The sequence below is a fragment of the Streptomyces sp. NPDC046985 genome (assembly GCF_040644415.1).
Classification (GTDB): Bacteria; Actinomycetota; Actinomycetes; order Streptomycetales; family Streptomycetaceae; genus Streptomyces.
Genome location: NZ_JBEYWK010000009.1, coordinates 233,636 through 256,054, shown reverse-complemented (window position 1 = coordinate 256,054; position 22,419 = coordinate 233,636). Strand labels below are relative to the sequence as shown.

Below are 22,419 nucleotides of genomic sequence, written 5' to 3'. Positions count from 1 at the left end.
AGTCATCGTGAGCGGAGCCACGGGCGCCGGATCGGCCGGTACCTCCACTGGTACGGGAGCGGACGGCGGCGGCCGTGGCGCCGCCGCGCGGGCGTCCGATCCGCACACGACCAACCTGAAGGCGATCACGCCGCCCGCCGGCGACCCGAACGGATCCCAGGGGGCGAGGGTGACGGACACCCGAGGTCAGCAGGCCCAGTCCACCCGGCAGGCCCAGGGGAGCGCCTCCCCGCTGCCGGGCGAGCGGCAGCCGCAGCAGGCCGCCGGGCCCTACCACCCGCCGCAGGCGTACCCGGCCGGGCAGCAGGGCGCGGTGCGCCGGCCGCGCACGGGCGCCCGGACGACTCCGCGCACCCGCAAGGCGCGGCTGCGGGTGGCCAAGGCCGACCCGTGGTCCGTGATGAAGGTCAGCTTCCTGCTCTCGGTCGCGCTGGGCATCTGCACGGTCGTCGCCGCGGCCGTGCTGTGGATGGTCATGAACGCCATGGGCGTCTTCTCCACGGTCGGCGGAACGATCTCGGAGGCCACCGGCTCCACCGAGTCCAACGGCTTCGACCTCCAGTCCTTCCTGTCCCTCCCGCACGTGCTGACGTTCAGCGCGATCATCGCGATCATCGACGTGGTCCTGGCGACGGCGCTGGCCACCCTCGGCGCCTTCATCTACAACCTCTCCGCGGGCTTCGTCGGCGGCATCGAACTGACGCTGGCCGAGGACGAGTGACCGGAGGGCGCCGGGCACGGGGGACGGGCGCCTCGCTTCGGGGGACGGCGCCCCGCTTCCGCCCCTGGCCGCGCCCGTCGGCCCCCCGCCAACCGATTTTGGGACTGCCCCCCTCGTGCGCTAATCTTCAGGAGTCAGCGCGCGGGACGTACACCGCACAGCGCGGCGGGGCTATAGCTCAGTTGGTTAGAGCGCATCCCTGATAAGGATGAGGCCACAGGTTCAAATCCTGTTAGCCCCACCAGCATGAAGACCTCCGGTCCCCAGGGCCGGGGGTCTTTTGACATCCACGAGTGACACCGCGGGCGGCGGTCAGCCGATGAGCGGGTCTTCCACCTCGACCGTCACCGCCTTCGTCGCCCGATTCCCCAAGCCTGTCGTCCCTGCCCCCATGCCGGCAGCCGACGGCCGGAGCGACAAGACCGCGTCGCACCGCAGCGGGCCGCGCGACCTCGGGTGTGACAATCATCGCCCGAACAGACTCAGGAGGGGATCGTGATCCGGACCGAACCGGCATGGACTTGGCAGCAGTGGGTCCAGGGCGCCGTTTTCCTCGCTTGGGGAGTCGTGGTCGGACAATCCGACGGTCACGGTTGGTGGTTCTTTCTGAGCCTCCTGGCCATGGCGGCGCAACTCGCGTACCTGCCCCGCACCGCGCCGTTCCGTCGAGTGAAGCCCGACGCCGTCGACTGAGCGGCGACCGCTCACAGTTGGGTTCGCGGCGTCCCGGGTGACATGAGGGTGCAGTACTGGAGCCGTAGCGGCGCTGTACGGAGATCTGTATGAGGGCAGAGGAAGACCCCGGTCGGCGGTGACCGGGGTCTTCGGACAGGGCGGTGACGCTGTACGCAGTTCGCCGTCGAGTGAGGGGTCAGAAGGGGCGGCCGCGGCGGGGCCGGGCCGGGGCTGTCAGCGCTGGAGCGGGATGGTGGGCCGGGCCGGAGGCTCGGCGGTGTCGCACTCGGGGGCGGTGGCGAGCGCCGAGGTCTCGGCCAGCGCGTGATGGCGGCAGCTTGGGGACTTTCCGTGGGCCTCGGCCCGGATCCGCTGTTTCATCGTGGGGGGCAGGGACCGGGCTGGGGATGCGATCTCGGACCATGGCGCCGTCGTCTGTGCCGGCACCCGGGCGGTGGTGCTCTGGGGCGCCGTCTCGGGCTGCGGCGCGGCGGTGGCCGCACCGGCCGTCGTGGCGATGAGTCCGAGCGCCGTGCAGAGCGCGAGGAAGGCGGTGACGATGGCGGTCCACAGTTTCCTGGCCTTGAGCTGGTCCATGACCCCTCACTTTCGGATTGGGCGATTTGCGTACATTGCTCATCATGTGTATGCGGGCCGCGAAGTGGTGGACCGACGCCCGCGGCGCATCGATCTTCGGATGAACACCACTCGGATGGGCCCATGAAGGGAAGAAAGCTCCGAGGGGGGCGGGTGCGGGAGGCGGAAGGCGCCGAGTGACCGTCCGTGCGGACGCGCTCACGCTCCGAGCGGCGCCCCGGCGCCCGCCTCTACTGCGTTCCGGCACCCGGAAGTTGAGGGCCTGTGCAGGTCACCGGCCTGTATGGGGCGGTGTGTATAGTCGGGCGCCAGAGGTCCCCTACGTCAACGAAAGACGAGGTCGCGCGGTGAAGAAGCTTCTCCTGGTCGCACTGGCCGCCATCGGCGGGCTCCTCGTGTACCGCCAGATCCAGGCGGATCGCGCCGAGCAGGACCTGTGGACGGAGGCTACTGACTCCGTGCCCACGGGTTCGTGATCACCGACATCCGATACCGAGAGACCCCGACCGCCGTAGCGGTCGGGGTTTTGTGCGTCTGGCGCCCTTCGGGTTGCGCGGTCGGGAACCCTGGGGTAGTCGCCGCCTCGTGAGGCGGATGTTTCGGACGCGTGCCCGGAAGACGCGGATGGCGCAGCGGCGGGCGGGGCAATATGGGCCACGTCCGGAGCGGCGGCTGACGCGAGGGGTGGCGCGGATGGGACGGCCTGGTGCGGGACAGGAGCCTACGGCCGCGCCGCGGCGCCCGGGGACGGTCGGCCCGCGGAGCCTGGGGGCGGGGCGAAGAGCCCGGATCTCCGGCAGAAGCACAGGCGCGCGCGGGCGGCTGGTGGCCGCAGTGGCCGCGGCGGTCGCGGTGCTGTGCCTGCTGGCGGCCACCGCGTCCGTGGGGAGCGCCGCCGCGGCCGGGGCGCCGGGACCGTACGCCTTCGTCGACGGCGCGCCGTCCGTCGACGGCGCCGCGACCGCATCGGGCGCCGCCCGGCTGGAGCCCGGCCGGGTCTACCGCAGCTCCCTCCCGGCCGACGGCCGCCTGTACTACGGCCTGCGCCTGCACGCCGCGTCGACCGTGTACGTCTCCGCCACCGCCGTTCCCGGCGCCGGCGCCGCCGTCTCCGCCACGGACGGCCTGCGCCTCTCCCTCCAGGACGCGGGGGGCGCCTCCTGCTCCTACCAGGCCACCCGCTTCGGCCCGGACCGCAGCCCGCATCCGATCGCCGCGTGGGCCGTGCGCGAGGCGTCCCCCGGCCACACCCTGTGCCAGGGGGCCGGCCGCTACACCGTGCTGGTCGAACGCATCGGCGCCACCGGATCCTCCCGTGACGCCTGGCCCCTCGAACTGACCGTCGCGACGGAGTCCCCCCTGCGGGCGGCAGGCGCCACGACGGCGCCCGCGCCCGGGGACTCGGCCCTGCCCGAGCCGCTCGCCGGACAGCCGGCGGACCGCGCGGGCGGCGCCGGGTTCGCCGCGGCCGCCGTGATCGGGCAAGGGGTATGGCGGACCAGGATCGTGCCCGGCCGCACGCTCTTCTACCGCGTCCCGGTCGACTGGGGCAGGAGACTGGACGCCACCGCCGACATCGGCGCCGCGAGCACCGGCGGCGGCTATGCGGACGGCGCCCTGACGATGTCGCTCTACAACCCCGTGCGCGGCTACGTGGAGGACGCGTACGCCGGGTACAGCGGACGGGCCGCCTCCACCTCGCTGGCGCCCCTGCCGCCCGTGGCCTACGCCAACCGCTACGGCTTCGCCGACCCGGTGAAGGCCATGCGGTTCGCCGGCTCCTACTACCTGGTGGTGCACCTCGCCGCACAGACGGCCGACCTCTTCGGCGCGGGGCCGTACGCCGTGACGCTGCGGGTGCGGGTGAGCGGGACGGCCCAGCCGGGGCCGGGCTACGCGGGCCGCTCCGAGCCGCGCGGCCTGTTCGAGGTGACGGCCGGGGACCGTGCGGCGGCGGCGATGGGCGGGGCGGGCGGCGGCGCGGCGCTGCGTGCGCTGGCTGTGGGCGGCATCGGCGCGGGAACCGCCCTGCTGGCGGTCCTCGGGGCATGGACCGTTCTCGCCCGGCGGCGCGTGGGCGCGGCGGCCGGCGGGGGCGACCTGCCGGAGTCTCACAGACGCGTCAGCGCCCAGAAGCCCACGGCGTAGCAGACCAGGGCGAGCAGCAGCAGCGTGAGCGCCACCTTGGCGGGCGGGCCGGGACGGGCCGGCCGGACGGCACGGTGCGCACGGCGCCGGGAGACCGCCCGCGCCGGGGCGTGCGACGGGGACCGGGGGTCCTGGGCGGTGTACGACGCGGTGGAGGGCTCGGCGCGGAGGCCGGGCTCGCGTGGTGCGTCAGGGCGGTCGCTGCGAGGGGATTGCGGGGGGTGGGTGCGGTGCGGGGCCTGAGGGGGGTGGTGGGGGCGCGCGGGGTCAGCCTCGTGCGCCGGGGCGTAGGGGTGCTGGGGGGCGACCGTGGGCGCGGAAGTCTGGGAAGTCTCCGGGGTCTGAGGGGCGACCTGGTGCGTGGGGTCGTGAGGGCGCCCCGGGTGGGGAGCGGCGAGGGGCTGGGGGGAGCCGTTGCCGGTGGCTGAGGGGAAGCCGAGGTGGTGGGGGGCGGGCCCGTAGTCACGCGGACCGCGGTCGGAGGGAGAGGGATTGTCGCGGGACGTCGCGGGGGTGGGGGAAGCGGTGTCCGTCGTCCGGGGGGCGGGCGCGGACCTCTCGTCGGCGGCCTTGTCCACGGAGTTCCCGGCGCCGGTCCCGGACCCAGCGGCCTGGGGCGGTCCGTACGCCCCGTCGGCGGCCGCCGACCCGCGCCCGACCTGGCCGCCCGGAGCACCCGCACCCGGACCGCTCTCAGCGCTCGGGCGGTCCTGGAGGCGGGGGCCGTGCGGCCAGTCCTGCGCGTCCGTACGCGGGGTGAAGGGATCGTCGGGGCCGTGCGGGGCGTCCTGGCCGGGACGCGGCGGCAGGGAGCTGCCCTGGCCGCTCCAACCGCTTTGTCCACTCCGGGCGTTGTCGCTGGACCCCGAAGACAGGGTTCCGACCGGTCCGTTCGGTCCCTCCAGTCCGTTCGATCCCTCTGGGCCGTCTGGGCCGTCCGGACCGAACCCCTTCGGAAGAGGCCCGAGTTGGTCGAAGATCTCGACCTGCTCGTCCTCCGGGCCCGGTTCCGGCAGCAGTTCGGCGGCGGCGGCGAGGGCCTTGCGGGCGCCTGTGGCCGTACGGAAGCGCGCTTGGGGATCGGGTTGGAGCAGCGTGGCCACGACCTGCCACAGGGGCTCGGGAACTCCCGTGGGCGCGTGGGGCGTTCCGTGCTCCGTGAAGTGCTCCACGAGCGCTTTGGCGTCCGGTCGGGCGCCCTGGAGGAGGTAGAGGGCGACCAGTCCGGTGGCGAACAGGTCGGCGGGAAAGTCGGGTTCGGCGCCCCACATCTGCTCGGGCGCGAGATAGCCGGGCGTGCCCACCACGAGGTCGGTCTCCGTCAGGCGCGGCTCGCCCAGCCGCATGGCGATGCCGAAGTCGGACAGCCGCAGCCGGGGTCGGCCGGCGCCGGTCGCCTCCAAGAGGACGTTGGCGGGCTTGATGTCGCGGTGCACGACGCCCTCGGCGTGCACCGCGGCGAGACCGGACAGCAACTGGTCGAGCAGGGTGCACACGAACGGCGCGGGCAGGGGGCCGTAGTCGTTGACCAGGTGGACCAGCGAGCCGCCGGCCACCAGGTCCATGGTGAACAGCACTTTGTCGTCGTCGGCGGCCCAGCTAGCGGGCGCCAGCACGTGGGGATGGTCGATCCGCAGCGCCTGCTCCCGCACGAAGCGCAGCAGGGAGTGCGCGTCCCGCTGCTGGAGGACCTTCGCCGCCACGTAGCGGCGGCGCCTGCGGTCCCAGGCGCGCCACACCGCGCCCACCCCGCCGCGCCCGATCGGGTCGGCCAGTTCGTACCGCCCGGCGAAGATCTCACCCATGCCCGCGTGCCGCTCCTCCCCGTGGGGTCGCTTCCCGCCCTCTCCGGCCGCCGCTCTCCGCCTGTCGCTCCCCCGGAGGCGGCGCCGCGACGGCTCGCGAAAGCGTCAGCTCTGGTGGGCCTGGTAGTGGGCGACGGCGTCGGAGGTGCGGCCCGCGCCGTACACGCGCAGGAAGTCGGCCAGTTCGGGATGGGCCAGGGCGAGAGCGTCCGCCGCCTCGATGATGTCGCCGGCCGCGGCGACCGACCGGAGCAGCGACTGGATCTCGCGGACCACCCGCTTGACCGTCGGCGCCCCCGAAGCGGTCGTGCTCTGCGTGGTGTTGCTCAGCACCGATCCCCCTTGGGACTGCTTGATCTCGTCCATGCGCTCGGTCGCCTCGGCCGCGCTGACGCTGCCGTCCGACACCTGTCCCGCGAGGTCCTGGAGCAGTTGCACCCGCTGGACCACCGCCGGGTTGCCGATCTTCGCGCGCTGGCCGCTCATGAGCTGCGACAGCATCGGCGCGGACAGCCCCAACACGGCCGCCAGCCGGGCCTGATTCAGCCCGAGGTCGTCTATGAGCTTCCGGAAGAGCGCCCCCAACGGCTCTCCGTACCAGTTCCGCTGCAGTTCCCGCGCTCTTGCGGTGGCTTCCTGCTGTGCGGCGTCCATTGCGTCTCCCCATCGCTGCACCGAGTACGGCGGTTCGCCGTAGCGAACCCCGCGGAGCATCCTACGGAGCACGGTCGGCCGCGGGGAGCCCAATCCTTTTGCGGAATCACGGGGGTGACCCGGTACTCTGGTCACCGGCACCCGGCCGGCGGACGCTGCGCCCGGACGGATGCTCCGTTTCGGGGCCTTAGCTCAGTTGGTAGAGCGCTGTCTTTGCATGGCAGATGTCAGGGGTTCGACTCCCCTAGGCTCCACCGCAGGTCAGACGCCCTCTGAGACTCGTCTCAGGGGGCGTTCTGCTGCCCAGAGTCCGCATAGAGTCCACAACGCCACCAGATCACGTTTAGACGGTCACCCGTTTGGGAGACTTGATCGAAGGCGGTATCTGCTTAGAGTGCCGACTGTGACGAGGACGGCGCGACTCCCCTCGCGTGCCAGGCGCTGGCTCGTCCCTACCTGCGGAGCCCGGGAGGGGAGACCCGGACCGCAGGCGGCGACCCCCGCCGTCTAAACCGGCGGGGGTCGTCCGACACAACGTAGACCGCCCCACCCCGTGCAGGGGGTGGGGCGGCTTGCTCTGGCCGAAGCCAGAGCGGCGGTGGCTCAAAAGCGGCGGACGCTGGTACGCCGCTGGGGCCACCGGTCCCGCCCGGCAGCCGGGCGGGAGCTATGAAGAAGTCGTCGGAGCGATGCCCCCACCAGTCATGATCGGAAAATTTGCCTGACCAGGCAAAGACAATCATTCATGATCAATACAGCGTGGGCGGGTGCCGCTCGATCCCATGCCCGACTGGGTATCCGCCCGCCGTCGGGTGATCGGCGCACGCATCCGCGCGGCGTGCGAGAGGGCCGGCCTCACACAGGTCCGGCTCGGCGAGCTGGTCGGCCGCGATCACTGGACGATCCACCGCTAGGAGTACGCGCAGCGCATCCCGGATCTGTCGGATCTGCTCTTACTCGCGCACGTCCTCGACCTCCCACTCCCCGAACTCGTCCGCGATTGATCGGCGGTCCCCCGACGGGGGGCGGGGGACCGCCGCCTTCCCGCTACCGGCGCTGCCGGGCGCGGGAGCCTGTGGGCTCCGCAGTGAGGACCACTGGGCGGTCGCTCGGGTACTCCTGGTGCGGGACCGGCGGGCAGCGCTCCGCGTGCAGGTACGCGGTGGCGGCCGCGCCGGTGGCGGAGTCGGGGATGAAGCAGGTGTACGGCTGATCCGGGTGGATCGGCTGGTCGCAGTGGCCGCAGATCATCGGCGTCCTTCCCGGGTGAGCCGGATCAGCTCGCGTCCGAGGGCGCAGCCGGTCGGCTCGTCGACGCACTGCTCGCACATCGGGGCGTGCGCGTGTAAGAGGCGGTAGGCGGCCTCGCCGACGCGACTGCGGCAGCCCCGGGGAAACCACTGGCCCCCGCCGGGGAGTTCGCGGGGCCCGAGGTCGACGGCGTCCGCTGCGCTGAGGCCGATCCCGTCCCACACACAGGTGATCCCGCGCCGCTGGTAGTCGGACAGCGTGGCCGGGTCGGGCAGCGGCAGCAGCGTGAGCGCTGCCGTAATCGCCTCGTGAGCAATCGCTACGGCTTCGCTCGGCATGGCTGGACCTCCACAGTCGCGGTGACCTGTCTCACACATGCGACCGTAGGTGCAGCCCTGCAAGGGCAGGGGCACAAATTGTGCCCCCTCCCTCTCAGACTCTCAGGCGGCCAGCAGGCCGAGCTTGACCGCCAACTCCGACGCGTGGCGTCGCCGCGCGGGGCTCTTCGCTTCTGTCTCCTCCAGCACGATTCGCCGCGCGTAGCCGTTGTACTTGATGGTCTCGGGCGCGGCCTCATACGCCTGCGCCAGCGTCGCCAGCGCGACATCCGGCCGTCCGTCGAGCTGGTAGCCGCGGGCCTCCTCGATCCGGTGCCGGGCCCGGCGCGGCCTGGACGGGATCACCACTGCGTCCGCCGCGGCGGCCTGACGCACAGACTCGCCGCCTTGGTGCAGCTCCACTGCGACGGTGACGGCGTGCGCGCCCATGATGGCCTGCGAGAACGACGTGATCGGGTCGTAGTAGGTCTCTGGGAGGCGGCCCGCCATCTCGCGGGCCTGGTCCCAGTGCCGCCACGCGGTGCCGGTCTCGCCGCGGCGGGCCGCCGTGTAGCCGGCCTCGAAAGTCAATGCCCCGGCGATGGCGAGGACATCGGCCGACGCGTCCGGGAGCAGGGGGTCGAGGTATGCGAGGGTCGCGTGGGTGACCTCGTCGGCGGCGTCGTAGTGGGCGGGGCCGGAATCGCGGTGTGCCTGTGCGGCAAGCCATGCGGCGACGCCGATGGCGTGGGCGTCCTCGGACTCCTGTGCGGCGATGAGGCCGCGCTCGGCCACGCGCCAGAGCAAGGCGGCGTCGGGCTGGTAGGCGACGAAGAACTGTGCGAGCGAGTACGTCTCGGCGAGCACCCCGTGCGCGGCCCGTCGGTCAGACGCTGTCTCCGCTTGTCGCACGGCTGCTTGCGTGTCGCGGATCAGGTCCGGCAACAGGGCCCCGATGACGTCCCGGTGGTTCGGCGCGGAGTGGCGCGCGGCCCACGCGCGGGCGAGCCGGGCGCGGAGGTGCGCAGCCGGCGGTGCCTCGCGTTGGGCACCGAGTGGGAACGCGTCTACCGCAGCTTTCACAGCGGGTAGGCGGGCATGGCCTGGGCCCGTGAAGAGGTCGACGTGCGCGGCCTGATCCCCGGTGAGGTCGGACAGGACGCGGACGCGGAGAATCTCGGCGAGCCGCAGCACGATCTCCAGCTTCGGGGTTTGCAGGCGGCCGGTCTCCACTCCTTTCACCCAGGAGCCGGATCGACCGACGAGTCCACCGAGTTGCTCGCGGGTCAGGCCGCGGCGAGTACGGAGGATTTGCAGGCGCTGTCCGAGCACCAACGGGTCGGAGTACGGGTCAGGGGTAGCATCAGAAGGCATGGTCTCGCCCCACTCTCTGATCAGGTCGCACTGTCAGGGTAGGGGCGGGGCCACTTTCATGTCGGGCGACCGAACATGACGAAGCGGCCCCGCCCTCCCGGAGGAGGACGGGGCCGCGGTCAGCGCCAGGGCGTGAGGTCGAGGTTCTCGGGCGGCGGCGGGGGCGGTCCGGCCGGGGTGTCCGGTCCGACCTGTTCGGCCCACCGCCAGATGTCCAGCACGTAGCTGGTGAGCACGCGGCGTTGCTTCCGCTCGCTGTTGAGGTCGGTGCGCAGCTCGGCGGCGATGGTGGTGAAGTCCGAGCGGCGCGCGGCCCGCTGGCCCTGCGTCCAGGTGAGCATTCCGACGAGCAGCGCGACTCCCCCCGTGGCTACTGCTTGGCCGAGCGCTCCCGTGTCCACGCGCGTGCCTCCCCTCTGCTGGGCTCGGCGTCGTCCATGCCGCTGATCCACACGATGGCCAGCGCGAAGCCGAGCCAGCCGCACGCACTGCCGGCCCCCTTCGGGTAGGCGCCCGTCACCTTGGCGGTGAGGTAGGCCGTGCCCCACAAGGCGGCGGGCATGGCCAGGGCGACGAACCCGAAGGACTGGAGGCGCGGGCAGCGGCCGGCGGGCGGCACAGCGGAGACGATCGACAGGGCGCCGCAGGCCACCCACACCCAGCCGAGGACGCTCATGGGCACCCAGTGGGTGACGGAGTCGAGCCCTCGGCCGGTCCCGTAGCGGGGATCGCCGAGGACGCCCCAGATCCCGTAGCCGGTCCAGCCGTCGCCGAGGATGGCGAGCACCGCGGCGCCGCCATCGGCGCACGGCCGCCGCCATCAGGCGCCTGTCTTCGGCCGGTTGGGGACGGCGTAAGAGATGCCCCACGCGCCGAGGACGGCGAGCGCGATGGCGACGTCCTCCCCGGTGGTGATCACGCCGTCCTCCTGGACGGCGGTCACCGCGGCGGTCGCGCCGGCCGGGCAACCCCCCTCCGACACCACGGGCCGCCATCCGGCCCGACCCCGGCCGTACGCGGAGGGCCAGTACCGGGTCATCGAGAACTTCTGCCGAGGAACATCCCATGCCTGAGACCGCGTCCCCCCTCCGACGCCAAGTCCCCCCTCGCAGGAGACCCGTCTTCGCAGACCTGTGTCAGAGTCGCCAGGCTGGCCGCGATTCTTGCCGTCACTGCGGCCGACGACGCTATGACCGCCGTGTGCCGCAGTCGATCCGGAGCCGTCGCCCGCCTGGAGACGGTCATGCACGCGGTCATGCACGCGGTCATGCACGCGGTCATGCACGCGGTCCATAAGGAAGCCGTCGAAGCCGAGGGTCACGCCGACCGTGCCGAGCAGTGCGCCGGCGACCCCACCATGCCGAACAGCGCGCCCTTGTCATGCGCCCGTGAGGCGGTCGACCACGCTGTTCGGGCACAGTCGGCCCCCCGTCGTCACCGACGACATGCTCCGCACCGTGTGGGAGGACCGGCCCACTCGGTGACCAAGCGGATCTTCGAGCCGGACTTGCTCCGATCGGCGGGACGCGGACCCGTCAGGTCCCCCCTTTGCTCGGAGAGAGTGGCTGGTCAGGGCGTGAGGATGATTTTGCCGAGATCGGTGCGCGCGGAGGATTCGGCGAGTTCCATGGCCGCGGCCACCTCGTCCAGCGGGAACCGCGCGGCGATCCGTGCGGTGAGAACGCCGTCACGCAGCAGGCCGAAGATGTGCGTGAGGTCAGTACGAACCCGCGTCCGGAACGCTTCGCGCTTGGCCGAGTCCGGCTTTCCGGCGCCGGCCCAGACGTCGAAGAAGGTCGCGTGCCTGCGCGTGGGCAGGTAGTTCCAGAACGTCAGCTTGGCCAGCAGCGGCAGGAAGTCGAGAAGCAGGGGCCGAGTGTCGTCGAGCTTGGCCGCGATGCTGTAGGAGACCAGCGTCCCGCTGCGGTTGAGCAGTCGGTAGGAGAGACTCACGCTCGCGCCGCCGAGATGGTCGAACACGGCGTCCACGCCGTCGGGCGCCAGTTCCCGGACGCGGGCGGCCAGATCGGGATCCCGGTAGTCAATCGGCTCCACGCCCAGCGCGCGCAGCGGCTGGTGATGGCGCGGACTAGCTGTGCCGATCACGCGTGCCCCTGCGTCCTTGGCGAGCTGCACCAGCACCGAGCCCACACCGCCGGCGGCGCCCAGGACGAGCACGGTCTGCCCGGCTCGTACTTTCGCACTGCGGTGGAGCATCTGATAGGCGGTCAGCCCGTTGACGATCAGTGTCTCCGCCTCGTCGGGATCGATCGCGTCGGGTACTTCCACCAGGTCGGCGGCGGTCAGCAGGGCGGCGGTGGTCCAGCCGCCGGTTTTCGTCAGTGCGGCGACCCGTCGGCCGACCAGCTCGGGATCGACTCCGGGGCCGACGGCCTCGACGACGCCGACGAGGTCGTAGCCGGGCACGAAGGGGAAAGGGGGCTGACCGTAGTAGCGGCCCCGGCTCATCGCCCTCTCGGCGAACGACACGGCGGTCGACTCGACGCGCACCCGTGCCTGGCCGGCGGCAGGCGCTGGGAGTGCACGCCTGACCAACCGCAGGCCGGACGGCGCGACCTTGTCGGGCAGCAGCACCTCGGTGACGGTCACGGTGGCCTCAGCAGATGCTTCCATCTCGGACATGTCCGACTCCTCAATCACATTGCGACTGCCAGTTACTTAGTTAATGGACGTAACAGTGCACTTGGGTATCGCACTACGTCAAGTCGTAAGCCGAGTTACGATGTGGCAATGACGAACGAGGTGCGGACGGTGAGCAGGCGCGCGCGACTGAGGGCCCAGACGTCCCGGGAGATCGAGGAAGAATCCTTCGCGATCATCGACGTGGGCGGCGTGCACGCGCTGTCGATCGCGGCGCTGGCCCGCGCGATGGCCATGTCCGCACCGGCCGTCTACCGCTATTTCCCCTCGCGGGACGCGCTGGTGGCGCACCTCACGACGCAGTCGTACCAGCAGCTCGCGACAGCGATGAGCCAGGCCGTCGCGGGCAGTCGACGCGCACCGCGCGCGCAAGTAGGGCTACTGGTCGCCGCCTACCGCGACTGGGCGCTGCGCCACCGGCGGCGCTACGGCATGCTGTTCGGCGAACGACCCGCCGACGCCCCCGGTGACGTCACTGCCCGTACCCCGCTCGACAAGGCAATGTCCCTGCTCATCGACCTGCTGGCCGCCATTGAGGATCCGGCGCCCGCCGAAGCCGGCAGTGGTGACCGGACACTGGACGGCCAGCTACGGCTGTGGGCCCACGCGCAGGAACGGCCCGACGCCATGCCGCACACCGCCCGCGCCGCCATCCTGCTCTGGACGCGAGTCCACGGCATCGTGAGTCTCGAACTCACAGGCGTCTTCGCCAATCAGGCCATTGACGTTCAACGCCTCATCGACCTGGAGATCGACGACGTCGTCCGGTCACTGGGTCAGAACCGTTGACGACGCCGAACCCGCCCCGCCCCGCCCCGCCCCTCGCAGCTCGACGCGCTCGCGGGACACGGCATCCTGAGGGACAGGATCTTCAGCGAGAAGATCAGCACCCGCGTCCGGGTCCGGCCCCAGTTCGGGGAGGCGCTGAGGACGGCACGGGAGGTTGGCGGGCAGCCGTACGTGGGCGCCGGCCCCGGACCCGGACGACATCCCATGACCGCGCCGAGCGGACATGACCGCGACCAAGAACAGGAGGCGACGGTGTCCCCGAAGACCGGCCGCACGCTCCACTCACGCGCGGACCTCCGCCAGGTCCACGGCATCAGCGAGCCGACCCTTCAGAACCTCTGGACCGACCGGGAGAACAACGGACACCCGCCCCTCGCGGACACCATCGACGGCGTCATGCACTGGGACGGCGACGTATGGGCGACGTGGCACCACGAGCTTCAGCGCAAGCGCGCCGCCGCCAGCACCACCAACCCGCCGAAGCTCGACGGAGACCCCGAGGAGATGGTCGGCCCCGCCGAAGCCGCGAAGGTCTGCGGGTTCGCCGACTCCACCACCGTCTCCCACTACGTCAAGAACCCGCCCGAGGGTTGGCCAGCACCGGACGACTGGGACGAGCTACCGACCCGGCGACGGCCGAAGTGGAAGCGCTGGAGGCTGTGGCAGTACCTCGCGGACCGCAAGGGCCGCGGGCACGCCGGCGGACGGCCCGCCGGCCGCCGCGGACTCGCCTACCCCTACCAGGGAGACGATCGGCTGACCCTCGCCCGGCAGGCCATCGCGGCGAACCCCACGGCGAAGAACGCCGAACTGATCCCGCAGCTCCAGGGGCAGACGGAGAAGACCTACTCCCGCCCGACCTGGAACCTCATCCTCAAGTCCGCCCGCGAGCACCCCGAGGAGTGACCCATGTCCGACACCCGCTGTCCGCGCTGCGGCGGCCTGCTCGGTGAACGGCCCGCACGTTCCCGGCTGACCGCCGACCGCGAGGTCTCCATCTGCACCACGTGCGGTACGGACGAGGCCGTGCGTGAAGCGCACGGTCAGGCTCCGGGGCCACCAAGAGCGTGCACGCGACCCACAGTGCGCCCAGCCCGATGTACGCGATCAGCGGCACTGCCGTGATCCGTCGCCGTTCCTTGCGGGACAGTCCCTCGAACCAAGGGCGCATCAGCCGACTGCTGCCGACGGCACAGGTCACCGACAACGCCAACCCCACGATCGACCAGGCGGCTGAGGGCGGCGCTCCGTACGTCCGAGCCCTCACCTGCCCGCCGCGCTCCGGCCGGTCGCCGGCGACAGCACGCCCGGCCCGACCGCTCAGCTCTTCAGGAACTCGGCCAGACCCGCGACCAGGCGCTCCACGTCCGACGCGTCGTTGTAGGGCGACAGCCCCACGCGCAGCCCGCCGACGTCACCGAGGCCCAAGTGCCGGGAGGCTTCGAGCGCGTAGAAGGATCCCGCCGGCGCGTGGACGCCGAGCGTCCCGAGGAAGCGGTAGGCGTCTACGGCGGGGCGGTCGCGGAAGGTCAGCAGGAGCGTGGGCGTCCTGTCCGCGGCCCGTGAGTGCGCGACCACTCCGTCGAGGGCGTACAAGCCGTTCTCCGCGGACTTGCGGAGGGCGGTCTCGTGGGTCTCGATCGCCGCGTAGGCCGACCGCAGCCGGTCCCGCCTGCTGCCCTGCCGGTCGGGAGCGAGGTCCGCGAGGAAGTCCACGGCCGCGGTGGTCCCGGCCAGCGTCTCGTAGGGCAGGGTGCCGAGTTCGAAGCGCTCGGGGACGGCGTCGCTGGAGGGGGCGAGCTTGTCCGGGCGCAGCGTGCCGAGGAGCGCGGGGTCGGCCGCGAGCACGCCGTGGTGGGGGCCGAAGAACTTGTACGGGGAGCAGACTGCGAAATCGGCGCCGAGCTGACGCACGTCCACGGAGGCGTGCGCGGCGAGGTGCACGGCGTCGACGTGGAGCAGCGCGCCTGCTTCGTGCACGAGGGACGCGAGGGCCGGGAGGTCGGGCCGGGTCCCGATCAGGTTGGACGCGCCGGTCACGGCGACCAGCCGGGTGCGCGGGGTGAGCACCGCGCCCACGGCCTCCGGCGGCAGCTCACCCGTGGCCGGGTCGAACTCCGCCCAGCGGACGACCGCGCCGGCCCGCTCCGCGGCCTGGATCCACGGCCGTACGTTGGCGTCGTGGTCGAGGCGCGAGACGACCACCTCGTCGCCCGCCGTCCACTGCGCGGCGAGGGTGCGGGCGAGATCGTAGGTCAGTTGGGTGGCGCTGCGGCCGAAGACGACGCCGGCCGGATCGGCGCCCAGCAGGTCGGCCATCGCCCGTCGAAAATCGCCCACGATCCGCTCGGCGTTGATCTCGCCGGGAGCGACCGCGCCGCGGATCGAGAGCGGCCTGCCGAGGGCGCCCGCGATGGCCTCGATGACGGGCGTCGGGGTCTGGGTGCCGCCGGGGCCGTCGAAGTGCGCGATGCCGGCCCCGAGGGCGGGGAACTGAGCGCGCAGGGCGCTGACGTCGTAGGTCACGAAGGGTCCTCACGTCGCGGTGCCGGGGACGCTCCGCCCGGCGCGGACGACCGCCGGTCCGCTACCGCACCCGCGGCACGCGGGAGCGGCCCGGTGCGATCATCGCAGAGGGCTCCCGCCGCCGACAGACCGCCTGCGGCGAGTGCGCTCTTCTGGTTCGGCGCCGGTGGCAGGGAAGGACGCGCCTCGCGCGGGCGCGGCAGCCCCTGCCCTCGCGCCGGGCGCGACGGCGCGCGGAACCGATCGTCCCTCACCGCCCGCGCCGGTGGTGCGGCGCCGGCCGATTCCCCTCGCGTGGGTGGAATGTGGCTGCGCGGGGAATATCCGGTCCTGCACCGAGGGAGGGGGGCGGCGATGGGGCTGGATGACTTCGTCGGGCGGTTCCGGGCGGGCGTCCGAGCGGAGCTCGACTGGACGCGGCTGGCCGCGGAGCGGGTCGAGACGGGGGTCGAGACGCTGGACGGAGCGGCGGCCAGGCGGCGGTTGGCGGAGCTGTACACCGTCTGGTACGCCGATGGGGCCGGGACCGAGAGCAGATGGGACGCGCCGGGGAGCCGGCCGCTGCGGGTCGCGACGGCCGCGCGGGCCCTGTCGGCCTGGCCCGAGGAGCGCAGGCGTGCCGTCGCCTCGGTGACGCGGTCCTTCGCCGCCGGACGCGGGCCCTTGGCGCTCACTCTCCCGACGTACCAGGTCGGCGAAGGCCGTCACGTCCTGCTCGACGGGAATCACCGCGCGGTCGCCGCGCACCTGACGGCCGACCGGGACGTACGGCTGACGTTGTGGTCGCTGTCCGGGCCGGTGTGCGAGGCCATCCTGCCGGATCTGCGCCACTACGCCGCTTCACTCGGCTGAACAACGTCTCCTGCGGCGCCGGAGTGCGCCGCCGGGGACGACGGACCGGCGGCCGGGCTGGCGGCTGGGCCGGAGGGAGCGGCGGGCGGTTCGGCGGCAGGGCTGGATGGAGCGGCGGGCGGTTCGGGCGGCTCCACGGGCGCCCTGGTGTTCGCCGGGAGCCGGTCGGCGGCCAGCCGCATCTCGTGGTCCTCCAGGAGGTTGCGCAGCGCCTCCCAGCACTCGATGCGGCGCAGACGCAGCACCTGGGTGAAGGTGAGGGCGGTCACGGCCCCGGCCGCCAGCGTGGTCGCCGTGGCGACGGTGACGCCCAGCGGCGCCAGGGCGTTGAGGGTCCAGGTGCCGAGGACGATCGGCAGGAGAGTGGAGAGCAGCACGTTGATCTCCGCCTCGACGGCGTCCGGCGCGAGTTCGGGGCAGTGCGTGCGCAGCCAGGACTTGGCGTAGTTGAACGCCTCGTAGGCGTTGCCCACGCGCAGCGCGCCGCCGGGCTGCCGCATGGTGTGCGGGAGTGCGCCGGTGCGGCCTGCGGCGTTCAGCAGGTGGTCGAGCAGGGGGTGGGCGCTCAGGCAGCGGCCCAGCGCCGGGGCCCCGTAGATGGCCTCGAGTTCCGTGCGCAGCGTGCCCAGGGCGGTCCGGCGGCGACGGCTGAACCGCTCCGCGATGCCGAGGACACGGAACGCCAGTTCCCTGCCGACGTAACCGATCACGAACGCGGCGGCCAGCCAGGACACGTCGACGAGGATCATGGCCGGTCCGTGCAGCGTGCGCAGGACGCTCTCGGCGGACCGGCCGAGGTGCCGCGGATGGCGGGCGTGCAGCAGGAGCGCGGTCAGGCAGGTCACGGTGACCAGGCCGGGCAGCAGGACGGAGGTCAACTGCACGGAGAGGTAGAACGCGAACCGGCGCCCCGCCGCCGCGCGGCCCGCACTCATCGCCGTCAACGGATCCACGCTTCCCCGCCCCCGTCCCGGCCGCCCACCGCACCGCCGCGGACACGGCCGTCCCCCAACTGCCCGCGCTCTTCGGCAAGACGCTACCGAGCGGCCGGGGGCGAGCCATAGGGATACGCCCAGACAGAACGAGAGCCCGCGGCGTTTCGGCCACGCCGCGGCGCTCCCCGACGGTCGCCACGCTGCACCGGACGCCGGATCCGGCACTGATCGGGCACTGTCAGGCGACAGTGCGTTCGACCGCCCGACGGAAGACGCTCAGGCCGGAGCGGTGCTCCCCACCTCGCTCGGCGGGTGACCTGGACCCTCTTCGCCGAACTGGAAGCGCCGCCCAGCTCTTGAGCTGCGGAGAAGTCACCGATGGTCCGAGGGCAGGAGGCCGTCCAGGTCGATGTCGATGGTGAAGGGCGCGGAGGTCTTCAGCCGGCCCCGGTGGATTCCGGTGGGCACGTAGGAGCTGGTCATGGCGTCCAGTTCGTACGTGTGGACAGCGGGGGCGCCGTTCTCGTCCTCGACGCGCCAGAAGTGGGCGATCGCAGCCTGCGCGTACTTGAAGGGTTTCAGAGAGCGGTCGCGGTCGGCTGACTCGTCGGAGACCACCTCGACGACGAGAGCGACGTCCTCGGGCGCGTACCACGTGCGGTCGGGATCGAAGGCGGCGGTGGTGACCAGGATGTCGGGCTCGGGGCGGCTCTTGCCGTCGAGCCGGACGGTCATCTCCCGCTCGGCCTCGAACCCCGCGATGGCCGCCTGCCGCAGGGCGAAGGTCATGTTCTCCACGATCCGGGAGTGCCAAGACCGCTGTGGCGACACCGGGAAGATCAAGGTTCCGTCGATCAGTTCGGTGTGCCGGGGTGCTTGCGGGAGGCGGTCGAGGTCGTCCGCTTCCCAGCCGCTGGGCCGGGGCGGGATCATCCAGTCGGGGAGTTCGGCGGTCACGGCTTCCCCCAGGCGCCTCGGAGCAGCGGTCAAGAACCTTGATCCAGATCATGGACGCGGGGCATGCACCTGGCGCCAGCGTAGTTGACGTCACCGTCCGCCGAGCCCCGCACGCCGAGCGGCGCGATCCCCGCCGCGGTGTGCCAAGGGGGCTTCTGGGACGGAATTGACATCCCGCTGACGCGGCGACGAGAGCCGCGCGCCGGACGCGGCGAAGCTCCCCGCCCGTCCACCATGACGTGGACCGGCGGGGAGCCTCCCCGCAACGAACCGGCGGCCGAACCGCCGTCCCGCGGACTCGCGTGATCAGCCGGACGGCGGCCAGGGGACCCGCGCCGTCAGGCGGCCGCCGCGATCAGCCGGACATGGCCGAGCCGCCGCGGCTAAGCGGATGCGTTCCGCCTGGCCGCGGTCAGGTCGCTGCGGGCCGAGCGGATGCGGTCCGCCCGGCCCGACGCGGCCTACTCGTCGCGCTCGGCCGACGGCTCCTCGGAGTCCTCCTTGGCCTGGACCTCCGGGTCCAGTACCGAAACCGGCTGGCCGCTGCCGTCCACCGACGTGAGGCGGCCGGTCTCCGGAACCTCGGTCGGGGCCGGCGGCTCCACCAGCCAGTCCGGGTTGGCCTGCTTGTCCCACCACTTCCAGGCGGCGAAGGCGCCGGCGGCGAGCACGCCCGCCACGGCGAGCGCCTTCGTCACGCGGCCGGCCCGGCCCCGCCGGCTCTGCTTGCGGGCCAGCTTCTGGATCTTCTTCGCCGGCACCTGGCCGCGCAGCGCGACCAGCGCGGCGGCGCCGCGTGCGGCGGCCTCGTCCGCGACCGGCCCGGCCGCGGCCCGCGCCTGATCGATCCGCGGCTTCGAATACTCCGCCGCCTGGCGGGCGGCCTTGCGGGTGTACTCGGCGGCGTCCTGCGCCGCTTGGTCGATCTTGGGCGGCACATGAGACATGGCCTGGGTGCGAGCCTGCTCCAGCTTCGGTGCGACATAGGCGTCGTACTGGACGCGGGCCTGGTCGGCGGCCTGCGACACCTTCGGCGCGAGCCGCACGCGAGCCTCGTGCGCGTAGTGCGCGGCCCTCTCCTTGGCCGTGTCGGCGTAGGGCGCCACCACGTCCGCGGCGTGCAGCACGCTGTCCTTCGCCGAGCCGCTCGCGGCGCGCACGCTGTCGATGCGGGTCACGGGATCCTCCTCCTCGGTGGCGTACGGTAACTCGACTGTCCACCCTTCACCGGATCATGCCTGCCATCGGGCCCGAGAGCCTGTACGCACGGGCATCCGGGTCACGGCCGGGACGTCCGCCCCAGGCGGCGCGGACGCCTCATCCGTCGCCGCACTCGTCATTCGGCTCCGCTCAGCGGGCCGCCGGGCCGTGCTCCCGCGGACGCTGGAGCGGCTCGGATCGCGCGCGGGAGCACGAGACATCGCGCGGACGAGCGGACGAGCGGACGAGCGGACGAACGCATGGACATTGACGCGGACGAGAGCATTGACGACGAGCGAACGAAAGCACTGATATCAGGCCACAAGGGCATGTCGTCGACAATGCCACGAATCGCCGCTCCGCGCTCCCGACACGGCGGCGGACGCGCTGCCGACCCGAGAACACGCGACCGCGTTCGCGCAACCGGTTTCGGCGGATCGCCGCCCATACGCGGCCGCCGCACGACGCGCGGCGCCCGCCGTGCGAGGATCGGAGGGTTAAGGGAAGACTACGGAAGGCAGATCGTGGCTGAGCAGCTCTACGCCACCCTGAAGACCAACCACGGCGACATCCAGATCCGGCTGCTGCCGGACCACGCCCCCAAGACGGTCCGCAACTTCGTGGAACTCGCCAACGGCGAGCGCGAGTGGACGGACCCCCGTACCGGCCAGAAGTCCTCGGACCGGCTGTACGACGGAACGGTCTTCCACCGGGTGATCAACGGCTTCATGATCCAGGGCGGTGACCCGCTGGGCAACGGCACCGGTGGCCCCGGCTACCAGTTCGAGGACGAGTTCCACCCGGACCTCTCCTTCAACAAGCCCTACCTGCTGGCGATGGCCAACGCCGGTCCGGGCACCAACGGCTCGCAGTTCTTCATCACGGTCTCCCCGACGGCCTGGCTGACCCGCAAGCACACCATCTTCGGCGAGGTCACCGACCCGGCCAGCCAGAAGGTCGTGGACGCCATCGCGACCACGGGCACCAACCGCAACGACCGTCCTCTCGACGACGTCGTCATCGAGTCCGTCGTGGTCGAGAACCGCGCGGCCTGACAGGCCGACGCCCCGGCGGACCCCGCGACGCACCGCGAGGGGACCGAAGGGAACCAAACGCCCCGCTCATCCGTAAGGATGGGCGGGGCGGTGCGTTGGACACGCCCCGCGCACGCCGCCCACGACGAGGCCGCACGACCGGGCCGCACGGCCACCTGTACGGCACCGCCGGCGCCGACACCGGCATCGGCGCCGACCAGCCCGCCCCGGAAGGCGAAGGGATCCCATGGACCAGGCACCAGGCAGCCCGCAGCTCGGGCAGGGCGCCCACGACGTGCCCGTCTGCTACCGGCACCCGGGCGTCGAGACCGGCATCCGCTGCACCCGCTGCGAGCGCCCCATCTGCCCCGACTGCATGGTCAGCGCCTCGGTCGGCTTCCAGTGCCCCGACTGCGCGCACGGCCGCTCCGGCGCCGGACGCGCGGCCGCCGACTCGCGCCCCCGCACCCTCGCAGGCGGCGCCGTCGCCGCCGACCCGCGGCTGCTCACCAAGATCCTCATCGGGATCAACGTCGCCGTGTTCATCGCGATCCACGTCGACTCCTCGCTCGTCGAGCGCCTGGTGCTGATCGGCGCCTGGCCGCCGGCCCCGTACACGCCGACCACGGGGGTCGCGGAGGGCCAGTGGTACCGCCTGGTGACCTCGATGTTCGCCCACCAGGAGATCTGGCACATCGCCTTCAACATGCTCAGCCTGTGGTGGATCGGCGGCCCCCTGGAAGCGGTGCTCGGCCGCGTCCGCTACCTCGCGCTGTACTTCGCCTCGGGGCTCGCGGGCAGTGCGCTGACGTATCTGCTGGCGTCGCCCGGCCAGGCGTCGCTGGGCGCCTCCGGCGCCATCTTCGGGCTGTTCGGCGCGACCGCCGTGCTCATGCGGCGGCTCCGCTACGACATGCGCCCGGTCATCGCGCTGCTGGTGATCAACCTGATCTTCACCTTCGGCTGGGGCAACATCGCCTGGCAGGCCCACATCGGCGGCCTGGTCGCGGGCGTGGCGGTCGGCTACGCGATGGTCCACGCGCCCCGCCAGAACCGGGCCCTGGTGCAGTGGGGCGCCTGCGCGCTGGTGCTCGCCGTCGTGGTGGTCATGACCCTGGTCCGAACGGCCCAGCTCACCTGAGCAGAAGCCCGGGGCACACCCGCTGAGCCGAAGCCGGGGCAGAGCCGCTGAGCCGAAGCCGGGGCGGAGCCGCACAGGACCGGGGGCGCCGCACAGGCCGGTGGGCTGGCACGCGCAGCCAGCCCCACCCCACCCCAGCCCGCCTCGCTCCCGGCAGGCCCCCGACAGACCCCCCGGAAGGCCGCCGCGCGCCCCAGCGCGCTCCGGCGCACCCCGCGGAGACAGTGACCGACTGCGTCCCGCATCGTTGTCCACAGTCTGTGCCCACTCTTGTGCATAGTGTGCGCGGACACCTGTGCGGGTGCCCGCTCACCTGTATTCATGCAGGTCAGACTGGGCGCGCGACCGGGTAGCGGGGTGGTGTGACAGTCTGACCGGCGTCAACGGCGGACTGGTTATCCACAGATCGTCGGGTTTTCCCCAGGCTTCGTGTGGATATTCGAGCGAGCTGTGGATAACTCAGCGGATAGCCGTGGGCAAGGCCGCCGTCCGCGCCGCTACTTCCACTGCGTGGAGACGCCGAACCCGGCCGCGATGAACCCGAAGCCCACCACGATGTTCCAGTTGTCCAGCGCGTTGATGGGCAGCGAGCCGTCGGTCACGTAGAAGACGACGATCCAGGCCAGGCCGATGACGAACATGGCCAGCATCACGGGCGCCACCCAGCCGCGGCTCTCCAGCTTGATGGCGGTCGCCTGCCTGGCGACCGGCGGCGTGTAGTCGGCCTTCTTGCGGATACGTGACTTCGGCACGAGGGTCTCTCCTGTCGATGCGCTGCGTGG

At 72.3% G+C, this 22,419-nt stretch carries 25 protein-coding genes and 2 tRNA genes; 12 read left to right on the top strand and 15 right to left on the bottom strand.

The genetic code is table 11. The features are described from left to right. The first annotated feature begins 7 nt into the window (after positions 1 to 7). The 3 genes from ABZ861_RS14740 (at position 8) to ABZ861_RS14730 (ending at position 1,414) form a co-directional block, all read left to right on the top strand. Entirely contained in the window at positions 8 to 721 is a 714-nt protein-coding gene (locus tag ABZ861_RS14740; protein ID WP_361629250.1) for a DUF3566 domain-containing protein, read from the top strand. Positions 722 to 888: 167 nt separating this feature from the next. Next, positions 889 to 965, top strand: a tRNA-Ile gene (locus ABZ861_RS14735). Between the two features lie 251 nt (positions 966 to 1,216). Next, the gene (locus ABZ861_RS14730; RefSeq protein WP_361629247.1) at positions 1,217 to 1,414 is read left to right on the top strand and encodes a hypothetical protein; all 198 of its coding nucleotides are present in this window, start codon (positions 1,217 to 1,219) and stop codon (positions 1,412 to 1,414) included. Positions 1,415 to 1,630: 216 nt separating this feature from the next. On the opposite strand, the gene ABZ861_RS14725 is transcribed toward ABZ861_RS14730, so the two are convergent. Continuing rightward, a complete protein-coding gene (locus ABZ861_RS14725) occupies positions 1,631 to 1,993 on the bottom strand; it encodes a DUF6344 domain-containing protein (RefSeq protein ID WP_361629244.1) in 363 nt (120 codons plus the stop codon). A gap of 347 nt (positions 1,994 to 2,340) precedes the next feature. On the opposite strand from ABZ861_RS14725, the gene ABZ861_RS14720 reads away from it, so the two are divergent. Both ABZ861_RS14720 and ABZ861_RS14715 read left to right on the top strand, forming a co-directional pair. Further along, on the top strand, positions 2,341 to 2,469 hold the full coding sequence (locus ABZ861_RS14720; protein ID WP_003999697.1) for a DLW-39 family protein: 129 nt from the start codon (positions 2,341 to 2,343) through the stop codon (positions 2,467 to 2,469). A 349-nt stretch (positions 2,470 to 2,818) separates the two neighbouring features. Continuing rightward, the gene (locus tag ABZ861_RS14715) at positions 2,819 to 4,141 is read left to right on the top strand and encodes a hypothetical protein (protein ID WP_361629241.1); all 1,323 of its coding nucleotides are present in this window, start codon (positions 2,819 to 2,821) and stop codon (positions 4,139 to 4,141) included. On the opposite strand, the gene ABZ861_RS14710 is transcribed toward ABZ861_RS14715, so the two are convergent. After that, positions 4,105 to 5,946 carry a protein kinase gene (locus ABZ861_RS14710; protein ID WP_361629238.1) on the bottom strand — a complete coding sequence of 614 codons (1,842 nt, stop codon included), beginning with the start codon at positions 5,944 to 5,946 and terminating at the stop codon, positions 4,105 to 4,107. The two genes, ABZ861_RS14715 and ABZ861_RS14710, sit on opposite strands and share 37 nt — an antisense overlap. Positions 5,947 to 6,051: 105 nt before the next feature. Next, positions 6,052 to 6,600, bottom strand: coding sequence for a DNA-binding protein (locus ABZ861_RS14705; RefSeq protein WP_361629235.1), 549 nt, complete (start codon positions 6,598 to 6,600; stop codon positions 6,052 to 6,054). 181 nt (positions 6,601 to 6,781) lie between these two features. On the opposite strand from ABZ861_RS14705, the gene ABZ861_RS14700 reads away from it, so the two are divergent. Both ABZ861_RS14700 and ABZ861_RS14695 read left to right on the top strand, forming a co-directional pair. Then, a tRNA-Ala gene (locus ABZ861_RS14700) sits at positions 6,782 to 6,854 on the top strand. Positions 6,855 to 7,382: 528 nt separating this feature from the next. Further along, entirely contained in the window at positions 7,383 to 7,514 is a 132-nt protein-coding gene (locus ABZ861_RS14695) for a hypothetical protein (protein ID WP_361629232.1), read from the top strand. 133 nt (positions 7,515 to 7,647) lie between these two features. Here ABZ861_RS14695 and ABZ861_RS14690 read toward each other — a convergent pair whose 3' ends face one another. The 7 genes from ABZ861_RS14690 to ABZ861_RS14660 all read right to left on the bottom strand — a co-directional run bounded on the left by ABZ861_RS14690 (position 7,648) and on the right by ABZ861_RS14660 (position 12,176). Then, positions 7,648 to 7,851 carry a hypothetical protein gene (locus tag ABZ861_RS14690; RefSeq protein ID WP_361629229.1) on the bottom strand — a complete coding sequence of 68 codons (204 nt, stop codon included), beginning with the start codon at positions 7,849 to 7,851 and terminating at the stop codon, positions 7,648 to 7,650. Next, positions 7,848 to 8,189 (bottom strand): hypothetical protein, encoded by a 342-nt coding sequence (locus ABZ861_RS14685; RefSeq protein ID WP_361629226.1) that lies wholly within the window; start codon positions 8,187 to 8,189, stop codon positions 7,848 to 7,850. The genes ABZ861_RS14690 and ABZ861_RS14685 overlap by 4 nt, the downstream gene beginning before the upstream one ends. A 102-nt stretch (positions 8,190 to 8,291) precedes the next feature. Next, complete coding sequence (locus ABZ861_RS14680; RefSeq protein WP_361629223.1) at positions 8,292 to 9,542, bottom strand: helix-turn-helix transcriptional regulator; 1,251 nt, start codon at positions 9,540 to 9,542, stop codon at positions 8,292 to 8,294. A 119-nt stretch (positions 9,543 to 9,661) separates the two neighbouring features. Next, positions 9,662 to 9,943, bottom strand: coding sequence for a hypothetical protein (locus ABZ861_RS14675; RefSeq protein WP_361629220.1), 282 nt, complete (start codon positions 9,941 to 9,943; stop codon positions 9,662 to 9,664). Beyond that, positions 9,913 to 10,329, bottom strand: coding sequence for a hypothetical protein (locus ABZ861_RS14670; protein ID WP_361629217.1), 417 nt, complete (start codon positions 10,327 to 10,329; stop codon positions 9,913 to 9,915). Before ABZ861_RS14670 ends, ABZ861_RS14675 begins: the two co-directional genes overlap by 31 nt. A gap of 33 nt (positions 10,330 to 10,362) precedes the next feature. Further along, on the bottom strand, positions 10,363 to 10,581 hold the full coding sequence (locus tag ABZ861_RS14665) for a hypothetical protein (RefSeq protein WP_361629214.1): 219 nt from the start codon (positions 10,579 to 10,581) through the stop codon (positions 10,363 to 10,365). Between the two features lie 530 nt (positions 10,582 to 11,111). Next, a complete protein-coding gene (locus tag ABZ861_RS14660) occupies positions 11,112 to 12,176 on the bottom strand; it encodes a medium chain dehydrogenase/reductase family protein (protein ID WP_361629360.1) in 1,065 nt (354 codons plus the stop codon). Positions 12,177 to 12,293: 117 nt separating this feature from the next. On the opposite strand from ABZ861_RS14660, the gene ABZ861_RS14655 reads away from it, so the two are divergent. Then, positions 12,294 to 12,992 carry a TetR/AcrR family transcriptional regulator gene (locus ABZ861_RS14655; RefSeq protein WP_361629211.1) on the top strand — a complete coding sequence of 233 codons (699 nt, stop codon included), beginning with the start codon at positions 12,294 to 12,296 and terminating at the stop codon, positions 12,990 to 12,992. A 252-nt stretch (positions 12,993 to 13,244) separates the two neighbouring features. After that, positions 13,245 to 13,898 (top strand): hypothetical protein, encoded by a 654-nt coding sequence (locus ABZ861_RS14650; protein WP_361629208.1) that lies wholly within the window; start codon positions 13,245 to 13,247, stop codon positions 13,896 to 13,898. Positions 13,899 to 14,312: 414 nt separating this feature from the next. Here ABZ861_RS14650 and ABZ861_RS14645 read toward each other — a convergent pair whose 3' ends face one another. After that, positions 14,313 to 15,518, bottom strand: coding sequence for a cysteine desulfurase-like protein (locus ABZ861_RS14645; RefSeq protein WP_361629205.1), 1,206 nt, complete (start codon positions 15,516 to 15,518; stop codon positions 14,313 to 14,315). A gap of 354 nt (positions 15,519 to 15,872) precedes the next feature. On the opposite strand from ABZ861_RS14645, the gene ABZ861_RS14640 reads away from it, so the two are divergent. After that, entirely contained in the window at positions 15,873 to 16,370 is a 498-nt protein-coding gene (locus tag ABZ861_RS14640) for a hypothetical protein (protein ID WP_361629202.1), read from the top strand. Here the strand turns inward: ABZ861_RS14640 and ABZ861_RS14635 are convergent. From ABZ861_RS14635 to ABZ861_RS14625, 3 genes are all read right to left on the bottom strand, one after another. Beyond that, the gene (locus tag ABZ861_RS14635) at positions 16,349 to 17,305 is read right to left on the bottom strand and encodes a hypothetical protein (protein WP_361629199.1); all 957 of its coding nucleotides are present in this window, start codon (positions 17,303 to 17,305) and stop codon (positions 16,349 to 16,351) included. The genes ABZ861_RS14640 and ABZ861_RS14635 overlap by 22 nt on opposite strands. A 372-nt stretch (positions 17,306 to 17,677) precedes the next feature. Next, positions 17,678 to 18,262 (bottom strand): Uma2 family endonuclease, encoded by a 585-nt coding sequence (locus tag ABZ861_RS14630; RefSeq protein WP_361629196.1) that lies wholly within the window; start codon positions 18,260 to 18,262, stop codon positions 17,678 to 17,680. A 461-nt stretch (positions 18,263 to 18,723) separates the two neighbouring features. Continuing rightward, positions 18,724 to 19,440 (bottom strand): DUF5324 family protein, encoded by a 717-nt coding sequence (locus ABZ861_RS14625; protein WP_361629193.1) that lies wholly within the window; start codon positions 19,438 to 19,440, stop codon positions 18,724 to 18,726. Between the two features lie 546 nt (positions 19,441 to 19,986). On the opposite strand from ABZ861_RS14625, the gene ABZ861_RS14620 reads away from it, so the two are divergent. Further along, the gene (locus ABZ861_RS14620) at positions 19,987 to 20,517 is read left to right on the top strand and encodes a peptidylprolyl isomerase (RefSeq protein WP_361629190.1); all 531 of its coding nucleotides are present in this window, start codon (positions 19,987 to 19,989) and stop codon (positions 20,515 to 20,517) included. Between the two features lie 226 nt (positions 20,518 to 20,743). Beyond that, entirely contained in the window at positions 20,744 to 21,637 is an 894-nt protein-coding gene (locus ABZ861_RS14615; protein ID WP_361629187.1) for a rhomboid family intramembrane serine protease, read from the top strand. 497 nt (positions 21,638 to 22,134) lie between these two features. Here ABZ861_RS14615 and crgA read toward each other — a convergent pair whose 3' ends face one another. Beyond that, a complete protein-coding gene (gene crgA, locus ABZ861_RS14610) occupies positions 22,135 to 22,389 on the bottom strand; it encodes a cell division protein CrgA (RefSeq protein WP_361629184.1) in 255 nt (84 codons plus the stop codon). Between the last annotated feature and the right edge of the window lie 30 nt (positions 22,390 to 22,419).